The following is a 12375-nucleotide window of genomic DNA, read 5'->3' as shown; positions in this document are numbered from 1 at the left end:
GCAACCAGGTCAGCCGCTACCTGCAGGCCGGCAAGGGCGTGATCTATCTGCACAGCAACTGGGGCGACTCGGCCGGCGGCCGACAGGTGCTTCAGGCCATGGGCATGGAGCTGGGCGGCTACGCCGGCAATTACTGGGCGCCCGCCGATGGCTACCAGATCGGCGGCAGGACCGCTGCCCAGCAGCGCCAGGCGGCCGACAGACTGGGGGCGCATGAGTCCGCGCTCGCAGCCCTGAAAAACGGCAGCAGTGCCGACTTCTCTGCAGACACCAGCCTGATCGGCGCTCTCGACGGCATCCGCAACGATCTGCTCGGCCAGGAAGGCCAGGGCATCAACCTGTTTGCCGACAACTACTATCTCAAGCCCTATATGGCCGCACATCGCCGCCTGGTGCTCTGGGCCGATCTGGCACGCCAGCAGGTGGACTATGCGCAGGTGCGGCGCTCCGATGCCAGCACCTTTTTCCGCACCATGGCGGCCGACACGCTGAGCTATGCCGTGCGCGAGCATGAAAGCACACCGCTGAATTTTGCCGACTGGATGCCCAAGGCCTCGCCCGGTCTGGCCACCAGCGACAGCTGGGAAACCATCGAGGTCACCATTGCCCAGACCGATGGCCGCACGGCCATAGGCCGCGGCGCCGTGCCGGGCAAGACCGTGCAGGTGCAGATCGTGGATGCCGCGGATGCGGCACTGGCACTGCGGGTGGGCAATATCCGCACCCGCGGCAATCCTCTGGCGCAGGAAAACTACACCCGACCACGCTTTCCGGATGGGCACCAAGCCCGCCTGAGCCCGGGCCAGACGCTGAGCTACAGCACGGCCTGGGGCGGTCCGCTGTTTCTCAACTACTCAGGGGCCAAGGCCGGCAGCGTGGTCAAGCTGCGCGTGCGCGGGAGCGTCAAATACGCGCATTTCGACTTCACGCGCAATCCCGGTGCACAGGAGATCGACGAGGCCGTGCAGGCGCTGCAACGCGGCGACTTTGGCTGGCAGACCTCCAAGATGGTGGGGGGCGAGGTACAGCAGACCATTGGCTATGCCCAAAGCGCCATCGGCAGCCACCATCCGCGCACCTATGTCGTGGAGCGCCTCAAGGGCATGATCTTCGACAGCAACCACCTGGCCAACGGCTACAACAATATGAGTGCCAGCGCCAATGTGAACAACGTCTGCGCCACGCTGGGCTGGGATTGCAGCGGCAGCATCCAGCGCGCCCCCGGCGTGCAGCATTTTGTCGGCTGGCTGGCGGCTTGCGGCTTTCTGTGCTCGGGCAATCCTTCGGACGGCGCCGCAGGCCTTGCCCCCGGATGGGGCTGGTGGCATGAGCTGGGCCACAACACCGTGATGCGCCATATGACGCTGCTGACCGCCGACGGCGGCGGCTGCCCCGTGGAATGCGACAACAACATCCTGGCCAACGCCAGTGCCCTGCGCCAGTACGCCATCACCAACGGTGCCGAGAACAACAGCGGCGAGCGCATCGACCATAAGAAGCTCTACCTGGACATCCAGGCGGCACGCGCCACGGGCAAGACCGGCGATGCCCTGCAAGCCGATATGTTCCAGCGCTTCTGGACCAAGGCCAACAAGTCCGACAACGCCATGCGCGCCGTGCACTTCCAGCTGGCCTTCATCTACACCCGGGAACGCCTGGGCCAGGCTCAGCCACAGCCTGCGAATGTAATCGACTTCCTGGGCCTGCTGGGTCGCGGCGAGCGCCTGATCTATGACAATGCCTACTGGAGCGCCAACAAGAACGCACTGGGCATGAAAGACTATGCCAGCCGGGACATCAGCAACCACGAGCTGCTGTATGTGCTGTCCAGCCGCATCATCGGCCGCGACATGCGCCAGGTCTTTGCCCATTACGGCATTCCTCTGAGCTCGGTCGCTCTGAGTTCGATCGCCGCTCATGGCATGCCTCAGCTCGCTCCCGAGTTCTACGCCATGGTGCCCGGCAAGGGCAATCAGCTGGAGCTGGGCCGCTGGGTGGGTCTGGCGGGGGGCGTTCCCAGCTACCCTTTCTAAGCCAAACCTAAGCCAAACGCCGCAGACCCTGCGGCATCGCTCGGCAAAAAAGGCAGGCCTTGCGGCTTGCCTTTTTCATTTCGATAGCCAGTTGACGCAGACTGGTGCCCGTAGCCTGTCAATCTGCGCTTCCGAGACCGGAAGAGGATTGCGCGCCGGACTCGATAAATTCGCCTGACCCAAGATGCAACTGATCGATCAATACCTTCCCGCCTTCCAGTTCCAGGAGCGCCATACCCTCATCTCGAACCTGCCACCCAAAATATTGCTGGATGCGGTCATGCTCCCCGGCACCACGGAAGACCCATGGGCCAAGGGCTTTATCCGGCTGCGCGAGCTGCCTGATCGTCTGCTTGGCAGGCTGGGTGCAGAAAGCGGACTGAGCCAGCGCCCGGCTTTCGGCCTCGACGACTTCATGCCCCTGGGTCGCGACGCGGATCGAGAGCTGGCCTTCGGTCTCCTGGGACGGTTCTGGCAGCGCGACTACGGCCTGGTCCGGCTGCAGGAACCTGAAGCGCAGTTTGCCCGCTACACCGAGGCCAACCTGGCCAAGCTGGTGCTCAACTTCAGCACGGAGCCGATGCCCGAAGGCCAGACGAGGCTGGTGACGCAAACCCGGGTGCATTGCACCGATGGCAGCGCCCTGCGCAGCTTCACCCCCTACTGGTGGTTGATCCGACCGGTCAGCGGTTTGATCCGGCGGCGCCTGCTCACCCGAATCCACAGGGTCGCAGGATCTCTCAATAAATAAGCACAGGCCGCAACAATGAGCTGGAAAAAACTGGCCGACCTGCCCGGGCAGAAAGTGATTGGCACTTACGGCAGCGAGCTCTGGGCCTTGCGGGATGCCAAAGTCTGGCATCAGGGGCGCAGGCTGGCGAGCGCCGACGCGGCGAGCTTCGAGATTTCTGAAAATCAGCATTTCATTGCCAGAGATGCCTGCAGCATCTTTCACGCCTGGAGCCGGCTGCCGAATATCGACCGGAACAGCTTTCGCCAGCTGGGCATGTATTGGCTGGACCGCAGCAGTATCTATTTCGAATATGAAACCTCGCTCAGGCCGCTTGCGGGTAGCGACCCTCTGACTTTTCGCGACCTGGGCGGCGGCTATGGATCCGATGCCCGGGCAGCGTGGTACTGGGGCAGAAGAATGAAAAACTGTATCCGCAGCCGCCATCTGCAGGTGATGCCGGACAATGATCTCTATGCCAGCGACGGCGAGCAAATCTATTGCGACGGCAAACCTCTGCGTGGCGCCAATCCTTTGCGCTGGCGGATTCTGAACTCCGGATTCTCCGGCGACGACCAGGCCATCTACTACCTGGAGCGCAAGCTTCCGCGTGCGGACCCGCACTCCTGGCAGCATATTCATGGCGCATGGTCCAGAGACAGAAAACATGTCTTCCATATGCATCTGATCGAGAAGAATGCCGTGCCGGAGTGCCCGGACCCGGCCTGTGCACCAGGCCGCAGCCGATAAGATCCCTCCCAGCGCAAAAGGCAATGTCCCGGATGCAGGGGATTGCCTTGCAGCCCACATACAAGGAGAGATGATGAAATACGACGACGCGTCCTGGCACTACGGCGGGGATTTTCCGGCCGATCTTCCGCAGGCCGCAGGCGCCACGCATATCGGCATGTTTCTGGCCTGGCTGATCCGCAACGACTACGCCAGCCAGGAGCTGATCGAAGAAGCCGAAGAGGAGATCGAGCTGCTGAAGAGCGAGAAGCTGAGCGGTGCCCAATTCCTGCTGCGCGTGCTCGACGAGAAGTTCACGGACCAGGAGCTGAACGAAGAAGGCAATGCCTTTGCCGTGGCCTATTACCTAGGCGAGGACCACGACAGCAGGTTTGTGGATGACTATTTCGAAGAGTTCGGTGTCGACGAACAGACCATGTATGGCGTGAGCGACGACTGGGAGCAGTTCCACCGGATTGCGCCGAAGATCGATGCCCGATATCAAGCCTGGGTTGCAGCCGGTCGCCCCGAATACCTGATCTGACTTTCAGGTTCAGCCAAGCCTCACTCGCCCCGCAAAAAAAGCGCAGCCAGGGACTGCGCTTTTTATTGGATGGCTGCCGCGCTTGATGACCAGGCGCTGCAGCCATGCTGGCAGCTCAGATCAACGTGCCGTGGTGTCCGATGCGATGGGAATATAGAAATCCCCACCCGCCTTGTTGAACTCCTGGGCCTTGGCCTTCATGCCCGCGGCAATGCTGTGCTCGGCGCTCATGCCCTGCTGCTTGGCGAAGTCGCGCACTTCCTGGGTGATCTTCATGGAGCAGAACTTGGGTCCGCACATGGAGCAGAAATGGGCCACCTTGGCGCTGTCCTTGGGCAGGGTCTCATCGTGGTAGGCCTGGGCCGTATCGGGATCTAGTCCCAGGTTGAACTGGTCCTGCCAGCGGAAGTCGAAACGCGCCTGTGAAAGTGCATCGTCGCGCGAGCGCGCACCCGGGTGGCCCTTGGCGACGTCGGCGGCGTGGGCTGCGATCTTGTACGCGATGATGCCCTGCTTGACGTCGTCGCGGTCAGGCAGCCCCAGATGCTCCTTGGGCGTGACATAGCACAGCATGGCCGTGCCGAACCAGCCGATCATGGCCGCGCCGATAGCCGAAGCGATATGGTCATAGCCGGGAGCGATGTCGATGGTCAGCGGGCCCAGAGTGTAGAACGGTGCCTCGTGGCAGTGCTTGAGCTGCTCGGTCATGTTCTGCTGGATCATGTGCATGGGCACATGGCCGGGGCCTTCGATCATGGTCTGCACATCGTGCTTCCAGGCGATCTGCGTCAGTTCGCCCAGCGTGGCCAGTTCGGCAAACTGGGCATCGTCATTGGCATCGCTGGCGCAGCCGGGGCGCAGGCCGTCGCCCAGCGAGAAGCTCACGTCGTACTGCTTCATGATGTCGCAGATGTCTTCGAAGTGCTCGTAGAGGAAGCTCTCGCGATGATGGGCCATGCACCACTTGGCCATGATGGAGCCACCGCGCGAGACAATGCCGGTGCGGCGCTGGGCCGTGAGGTGGATATAGGCCAGGCGCACACCGGCGTGGATGGTGAAGTAGTCCACGCCCTGCTCGGCCTGCTCGACCAGGGTGTCGCGGAAGATCTCCCAGGTCAGGTCTTCGGCAATGCCGCCGACCTTCTCCAGCGCCTGGTAGATGGGCACGGTGCCGATGGGCACGGGCGAGTTGCGCACGATCCAGTCGCGCGTGGTGTGGATGTTCCTGCCGGTGGACAGATCCATGACATTGTCCGCGCCCCAGCGAATGGCCCAGACCAGCTTTTCCACCTCTTCCTCGATGCTGGACGTCACGGCCGAGTTACCGATGTTGGCGTTGATCTTGACCTTGAAATTGCGGCCGATCGCCATGGGCTCGATTTCAGGGTGGTTGATATTGGCCGGAATGATGGCGCGGCCGCGCGCCACCTCGTCGCGCACGAATTCGGGCGTGATGATCTTGGGAATGCTGGCGCCCAGGCTGTTGCCGGCCAGTCGCAGCTCGCGCGCCGCGTCCTGCTGGTACTGCGCCATCCATTCGCGGCGGCCGTTCTCGCGCAGGGCCACATACTCCATCTCGGGCGTGATGATGCCGCGCTTGGCATAGTGCATCTGGGTCACGTTCTGGCCGGATTTGGCTCGACGCGGCTGACGCTGCAGCGCGGCGGCCTCGGCACGCAGCTGGGCAACGCGCGCATCTTCCTCGCCGCGCTTGCCGCCGTCGTCCAGCGCCACTCGCTGGCGACCCACGTAATACTCGCTATCGCCGCGCGCTTCGATCCAGGCAGCACGCACGCTGGGCAGGCCCTGGCGCACGTCGATCTGCACGGCGGGGTCGGTGTAGGGGCCCGAGGTGTCGTAGACGCTGACCTGCTCTCCATTGGTGAGTGCAATGTCGCGCACCGGCACACGCAGCTGGGGGTGCAGTGCGCCGCTCAGATAGCTCTTGGTCGATGCCGGAAATGGCTGGCGCGACTGGGCCAGCAACTCGGCAAAACGGGCAGCATCGGGGGCATGGCCTGCAGCAGGCGTAAAGATGGAATCAGGGGCGTTCATCGCAGTCTCCTCAAAGCGGTTGAAATGCATCAAACGCTCCGTGGAGTGCGGCCCCGCTCTGATCTTGCCCGGCACCGGCGCTGCCCGCTATGGGGTATCCGGCCTGTGCCGCCGAAATTCTGCAATTTCGGCCTGGTTCTTCACGCACCGGCTGCCCAGAAAAGACAAAACCCCAGTGCGCGAGGCGCCTGGGGTTTGCTGTGCCCATGGTTTTCAGGGCTGGCACTGGTGCCGGCTGTCCCGTCCATCCATAGGCCCTGCGTCAGGGTCCCGCTCTTCTTCCGCCGGTATGAACCGGATCAAGTTCGTCGGGTTCGCCTGCACTGTTTTCACAGTGACTGGCATCTCAGCGCTTTCGCACACCCCGGAGCTGCACGCAGTATAGGCTGGTTTTGCCGCAAATGCCGCGACATGGACGCGGTTTAACTATGCTGACCTTCGGGTGCCTAATCCGCGGCCTCGTCCAGCCCTTTCAGCGCCAGCCATTCATGGCTGGCCGCACGGCTTGCGCGCCACTGGTTGATGGGAGCGCTGATGTCCTCGTAGCCCAGGGCGATGCCGAAGGCAATCTGGTAGCCCTCTGGCAAGGCCAGTTGCTCGATCAGCATATCGTTGTACATGCGCCAAAAGCCCTGGGCGCAGGTGGCCAGGCCATGCTCCACGGCCAGCAGCATGAAGGACTGCAGGTAAATGCCCAGATCCACCCATTGCGCATAGCCCATGCGCTCTTCCACGGCCACAAAAATGCCCACGGGAGCACCGAACATCTGGCCGTTCTTGGCCAGCTGGGCCAGGCGCGCGGCCTTGTCCTCGCGGCCGATATTGAGTGAGCGGTACAGATCCTCGCCATTTTCAAAACGGCGGCTGCGATAGGGCTCCCACAGTCCGGGCGGATAGGACAGGCCGGGACGCGGAACCGCCTCTGTCTCTCTGGCCCTGGCACATAGATCCTCGAGCGCCTGCCCGCCCACGGCGGTCACACGCCAGGGCTGCATATTGCCGCCGGACGCGGCCTGCGCCGCAGTCTCCAGCAAGTCCCGCACCGTGGCTGCGGCCACGTTCCGGGGCAGAAAAGCGCGGACCGAGCGGCGCTGCTGCAATGCTTGACGAATATCCATCTCTTGTTCTTTCCAAAATTGCTGCACTGCAGTGTAGAAGCTTGCGGCATTTTCCCGAGTCGCGCCGGATACCTTGCCGCAGCCGCCCCGGTGCTTGCCCTGATGGCGCGGCCTGCGCCAGCTGCGACCATGCTGGCTGCCCGTCGCAGTGACCGGGTACTCACCATCTCAGGAGATGACTCTGATGAAGCCTCGCTCTGTTTGCTCCGCTACCGCTTTCTCCCCCAGAACATTGACGCTGGCATTGGGCTGCCTGCTGGCCGCTGCAGGCGCTCAGGCGCAGGACAAGATTCGCATCGGCTTCATCACCGATATGTCGGGCCTCTACTCCGATGTGGACGGCAAGGGCGGTGCTCTGGCCGTGCAGATGGCCGTGGACGACTTCGGCGGCAAGCTGCTGGGCAAGCCCATCGAGGTGCTGACGGCCGACCACCAGAACAAGGCCGATATCGCGGCCAGCAAGGCGCGCGAGTGGTTCGACACCCAGGGCATGAGCATGCTGATCGGGGGCACTACTTCCAGCGCCGGTCTGGCCATGGGCAAGGTGGCCGACGAAAAGAAAAAGGTCTACATCATCAACGGTGCCGGCACCTCGGCACTGACCAATGAGCAGTGCAGCCCCTATTTTGTGCACTATGCCTATGACACCGTGGCACTGGCCAAGGGCACGGGCAAGGCTGTGGTGGAGCTGGGCGGCAAGAACTGGTTCTTTCTGACGGCGGACTATGCCTTTGGCCAGGCCCTGGAAGCCGACACCACGCGCGTCATCAATGCCTCCGGCGGCAAGGTGCTGGGCAATGTAAAGCACCCGCTGAACACAGCTGACTTCTCCTCCTTTCTGCTGCAGGCCCAGAACTCCAAGGCCCAGATCCTGGGCCTGGCCAATGCCGGCGGCGACACCATCAATGCCATCAAGTCGGCTCGCGAATTTGGCCTGACCAAGACCATGAAGCTGGCCGGCCTGCTGCTGTTCAGCTCCGACATCCACAGTCTGGGCCTCAAGGCCACGGAAGGCCTGATGTTCACCGACAGCTGGTATTGGGACCTGAACCCCGAAAGCCGCAAGTTCTCGGATCGCTTCTTTGCCAAGTTCAAGAAGATGCCCACTTCACTGCAGGCCGCCAACTACTCGGCCGCCATGCAGTATCTGAAGCTGGCCGAGAAGCTGGGCACGACGGATGCCGACAAGATCATGGCCGGCTTCAAGGCCACGCCACTGTCGGACTTCTATGCCAAGGGCGTGGTTCGCCCCGATGGCCGCTATGCCCACGATATGTATCTGCTGCAGGTCAAGGCGCCGGCTGAATCGAAGAAGGCCTGGGATTACTTCAAGGTGCTCAAGACCCTGCCCGGCGACCAGGTCTTCACCACCAAGGAAGAGAGCAAGTGCGCGCTGTGGAAGTAAATCACCGCCATTGAAGAAGCAGCCGGGCTGCCTGCATGGAGCCCGGTCTCATGCCTTGCGCTTCATCGGCGGCCCAGCCTTCCTGCCACTCAGGAAGAAGCATCAAGCGCGCCTGCACCGGCATCGAGGCAAGGCTTATTCGAACCCGCGCAGTTCGCACCAGTCCTCGGGCGCAGCCCTTGTGGAGCGCCACTGGTTGATGGGCGCAGTGCTGTCCTCATAACCCAGTGCCATGCCAAAGGCGATCTGGTAGCCCGGCGGCAGCGCCAGGTGCCGGCTCACAAAAGTGCTGTAACCGCGCCAGAAGCCCTGGGCACAGGTGGCCAGGCCCTTGTCGGCGGCCAGCAGCATCAGCGATTGCAGATAAATCCCGAGATCCACCCACTGCGCATGCAGCATGCGTTTCTCGACGGCCACGAATACGCCGACCGGCGCGCCAAACATCTGGGCGTTGCTGGCCAGTTGCCGCAGCCGTCCAACCCTGTCCTCGCGCCCCATGCCCAAGGAGCGATAGAGATCCTCGCCATTGTCGAAGCGGCGGCTGCGATAGGGCTCCCAGAGTTGAGTCGGATAGACCAGGGCCGCATCGGAATCAGGGGTCGCCTCGGACATGGCCTGGCGCAATGCCTGCAGACTTGTGCCCGTCAGTGCCATCACGCGCCAGGGCTGGAGATTGCCGCCGGAAGCCGCCAGTCCGGCCTGCACCAGCAACTCCCTGACCTGGGCCGCCCCCACCGCTCTGGACAAAAAGGCACGCACCGAATGGCGCTGTCGCAGGGCCTGTTCCACATTCATCATTGCTCGCCTTGGATTTGAGTTGGCAAGCAGTCTTGGGCGAATGGGCAGGGCTTGCGCCCCTCAAATCGACTACGGGCAAGCACCATGAAAAAAGCCAGCGACAGGCGCTGGCTTTCACTATCAAAAAAGAAGCATCAATCGCTTTGTAGATAAGCGTTTGAGGCCTAATTTCCTAGGATCTGGTCGATCTTGTCCTTCTGGAAGGCCTCGGGGCGCTCGGACTCGCAAGGCACACAGTCCTTGACATGGCCCTGGATCGAGAGCTTCTCGATGGCAGCCCATAGCAGCGCGATCTGCTTTTCGTGACCGGCCGCGCCTTCGGACAGCGAGCGCATGGCCTGGGCCACGGGGTCGACTTCGGCCGTCACGCCATAGGCGGTGAAGCCGCTCTTGCCGCAATCCTCGTCGACCACGACAGCCGCTTGCGCCTTGGCCTCGACCTTGGGAGCCAGCTCATGCTCGGTCACATCAGCGCTCTGCCCGGTCTTGCTGGGAATGATGCGCGCCGGAATGCCGACGGCCGTGGCACCTGCGGGCACGGGCTTGATGACCACGGCATTGCTGCCGATCTTGGCACCATCGCCCACCTCGAAGCCGCCCAGCACCTTGGCGCCGGCACTGACCACCACGTTCTTGCCCAGGGTCGGGTGGCGCTTGGCGCCCTTGTACAGCGAGGTACCGCCCAGGGTCACACCGTGATAGATGGTGCAGCCATCGCCCACCACGGCGGTTTCGCCGATCACGACACCCATGCCGTGATCGATGAAGACCTCGCGACCGATGACGGCACCGGGGTGGATTTCAATGCCGGTGAACCAGCGCCCCATGTGCGAGATGAAGCGGCCCAGCCATTTGAAGCCATGCGTCCAGCACCAGTGTGCAGGGCGCTGCAGCCAGATGGCGTGCAGCCCCGGATAACAGGTGATGACCTCCCAGGTGCTGCGGGCCGCAGGGTCGCGGTCAAGAATGCACTGGATGTCGGAGCGCAGGCGAGCAAGCATCAAATAACAACGTGAGGAAATGTTTAGCTTGTGAAGTCTAGCGGGTTGGTGGCTGGCTCTGCAGCATGGCTTTGGCAACACCGCGGAGAATATGGATTTCTTCCTGGGTCAGCTGCGCGCGGTTGAAAAGCTGGTTAAGCCGGGGCATGAGCTTCTTGGGCGCTGCCGGGTCCAGAAAGCCGATATGGGCCAGGGCCTGCTCCCAATGGCCCAGCATGCCCTGCACCTGGGCCATGTCGGCGCGATGCACCTCGGGCGTGTGCTCCACCACGGGAAAGCCGCCAAGCGCCGCGCGCCAGTCATAGGCAACGACCTGAATCGCCGAGCCCAGATTGAGCGAGCCGAACTGCGGATTGGACGGAATCGACAGCGCCACGTCGCAGCGGTATACATCGTCGTTGCTCATGCCAAAGCGCTCGCAGCCAAACAGAAAGGCCACGCCCTTCTGGTTGCAGACCGCACCGGGCGTGGGCTGGTTATCGGTCAGACCGGCGTCCTCAGCAGGTACGGAGCGCGTATCCAGCTCTCCTTTCAGAAGCAACTCGAAATGCTCGCGCGGCGTGCGTGTGGGCGGGCCGAAGTCACGCGGCGTCATCGCCGTGGCGCACATATGGCTGATGCCCTCCAGGGCTTCATCCAAGGTATCGACGACGCGGGCCTTGTCCAGCACGTCCAGTGCGCCGCTGGCACGCTGGATGGTCTCCTCCTTGCGCAGCACGTTCTTGTAGCGCGGGCGCACCAGCACCAGGTCGTCGAAGCCCATGGTCTTGAGCGCTCGGGCAGCCGCGCCCACATTGCCGGCATGGCTGGTTTCAATCAGTACGAATCGGGTTTTCATCAACGCAGAACAATGCAAAAGGCCCCACTTGTGGCCTTGATAAGACAGCAGCCTACGCAGCCCGTTCTCTCTCGTATCCGCAAGCGTCGCAGAGAAGACCCTCGGGTCGCCGGGACGAACAAGCAAAAAAAGCGCAGGCTGGGTAGAATTGCGCCCATTGTCGCCGCCCCGCATCGCCGGTCGCGGCTTTTACGTTCTTACCCGCGTAGTTCAGCCCAGTTTTGCTCCGGGCTGCATCGCCAACGCACTCACAATTTATGTCGAACTCCCTGCACCCCATGCTCAACGTGGCCATCAAGGCTGCTCGCGCCGCTGGCGCCCTCATCAACCGTGCCGCACTGGATGTGGAATCGGTGCGCGTTGCGCAAAAGCAGGTGAACGACTTTGTGACCGAGGTAGACCAGGCTGCCGAGCGCATCATCATTGAGACGCTGCTCAACGCCTACCCACAGCATTCCATCCTGGCCGAAGAATCGGGCAGCGAGCACGGTGCCAAGAACTCCGACCATGTCTGGATCATCGATCCCCTGGACGGCACCACCAACTTCATCCACGGCTTCCCCGTGTACTGCGTGAGCATCGCCCTGGCCTACAAGGGCAAGATCGAGCACGCCGTGATCTATGACCCCAGCCGCAACGACCTGTTCACGGCTACCAAGGGCCGCGGTGCCTATCTGAACGAGCGCCGCATTCGCGTCTCCAAACGCACCCAGCTGCGCGACTGCCTGATCTCCACTGGCTTCCCCTTCCGCCGCGGCGACAACTTCAAGCAATACATGCTGATGCTGGGCGACGTCATGCAGCGCACCGCCGGCGTGCGTCGCCCCGGTTCGGCCGCCCTGGATCTGGCCTATGTGGCAGCCGGCTTTGCCGACGGTTTCTTTGAGTCCGGCCTGTCCATCTGGGACGTGGCTGCAGGCTCCTTGCTGGTCAGCGAAGCCGGTGGCCTGGTGGGCAACTTCACTGGCGAAGCCGACTTCCTGGAGCAACGCGAAATCCTGGCGGCCAACCCCCGCATCTATGGCTCGCTGATCCCCGTGCTCGGCAAGTACAGCAAGTTCGCCAGCGCCGGCGAAAAGGCAGCCGTGCGCCAGGCCGTCAAGAGCGGTGAATTCGAAGCCCCC

Annotated in this window: 11 protein-coding genes and 1 riboswitch; of the genes, 6 read left to right on the top strand and 5 right to left on the bottom strand. The window is 62.7% G+C overall.

Features of this window, described 5'->3' with window-relative positions:
* The 4 genes from ACLBXN_RS07360 to ACLBXN_RS07345 form a co-directional block, all read left to right on the top strand.
* The coding region (locus ACLBXN_RS07360) for an ImpA family metalloprotease (protein ID WP_447611682.1) at positions 1 to 2033 on the top strand (2033 nt) is incomplete at its 5' end.
* 184 nt (positions 2034 to 2217) lie between these two features.
* Entirely contained in the window at positions 2218 to 2784 is a 567-nt protein-coding gene (locus ACLBXN_RS07355; RefSeq protein WP_447611681.1) for a hypothetical protein, read from the top strand.
* 15 nt (positions 2785 to 2799) lie between these two features.
* Positions 2800 to 3513: a DKNYY domain-containing protein gene (locus tag ACLBXN_RS07350; protein ID WP_447611680.1), complete on the top strand. Its 714-nt coding sequence runs from the start codon at positions 2800 to 2802 to the stop codon at positions 3511 to 3513.
* 73 nt (positions 3514 to 3586) lie between these two features.
* Positions 3587 to 4036, top strand: a complete 450-nt coding sequence (locus ACLBXN_RS07345; protein ID WP_447611679.1) for a DUF7832 domain-containing protein — start codon at positions 3587 to 3589, stop codon at positions 4034 to 4036.
* A 120-nt stretch (positions 4037 to 4156) separates the two neighbouring features.
* On the opposite strand, the gene thiC is transcribed toward ACLBXN_RS07345, so the two are convergent.
* Both thiC and ACLBXN_RS07335 read right to left on the bottom strand, forming a co-directional pair.
* A complete protein-coding gene (gene thiC / locus ACLBXN_RS07340; RefSeq protein WP_050872164.1) occupies positions 4157 to 6091 on the bottom strand; it encodes a phosphomethylpyrimidine synthase ThiC in 1935 nt (644 codons plus the stop codon).
* A 259-nt stretch (positions 6092 to 6350) separates the two neighbouring features.
* Positions 6351 to 6468, bottom strand: a riboswitch (TPP riboswitch).
* A 69-nt stretch (positions 6469 to 6537) separates the two neighbouring features.
* Positions 6538 to 7209 (bottom strand): nitroreductase, encoded by a 672-nt coding sequence (locus tag ACLBXN_RS07335; protein ID WP_447611678.1) that lies wholly within the window; start codon positions 7207 to 7209, stop codon positions 6538 to 6540.
* A gap of 184 nt (positions 7210 to 7393) precedes the next feature.
* Here ACLBXN_RS07335 and ACLBXN_RS07330 point away from each other — a divergent pair, with 184 nt between their 5' ends.
* Positions 7394 to 8614 carry an ABC transporter substrate-binding protein gene (locus ACLBXN_RS07330; RefSeq protein ID WP_447611677.1) on the top strand — a complete coding sequence of 407 codons (1221 nt, stop codon included), beginning with the start codon at positions 7394 to 7396 and terminating at the stop codon, positions 8612 to 8614.
* Between the two features lie 135 nt (positions 8615 to 8749).
* On the opposite strand, the gene ACLBXN_RS07325 is transcribed toward ACLBXN_RS07330, so the two are convergent.
* From ACLBXN_RS07325 to ACLBXN_RS07315, 3 genes are all read right to left on the bottom strand, one after another.
* Entirely contained in the window at positions 8750 to 9409 is a 660-nt protein-coding gene (locus ACLBXN_RS07325; RefSeq protein ID WP_447611676.1) for a nitroreductase, read from the bottom strand.
* Between the two features lie 167 nt (positions 9410 to 9576).
* Positions 9577 to 10413: a serine O-acetyltransferase gene (cysE, locus tag ACLBXN_RS07320; protein WP_447611675.1), complete on the bottom strand. Its 837-nt coding sequence runs from the start codon at positions 10411 to 10413 to the stop codon at positions 9577 to 9579.
* 37 nt (positions 10414 to 10450) lie between these two features.
* Positions 10451 to 11251, bottom strand: a complete 801-nt coding sequence (locus ACLBXN_RS07315) for an RNA methyltransferase (protein ID WP_343678212.1) — start codon at positions 11249 to 11251, stop codon at positions 10451 to 10453.
* 257 nt (positions 11252 to 11508) lie between these two features.
* On the opposite strand from ACLBXN_RS07315, the gene ACLBXN_RS07310 reads away from it, so the two are divergent.
* A partial coding sequence (locus ACLBXN_RS07310) for an inositol monophosphatase family protein (RefSeq protein WP_447611674.1) occupies positions 11509 to 12375 on the top strand: 867 nt, incomplete at its 3' end.

Source organism: Comamonas sp. C24C (genome assembly GCF_053345995.1).
Note: the sequence above shows the minus strand (reverse complement) of the source record. Positions and strands in the feature narration are given on the sequence as shown.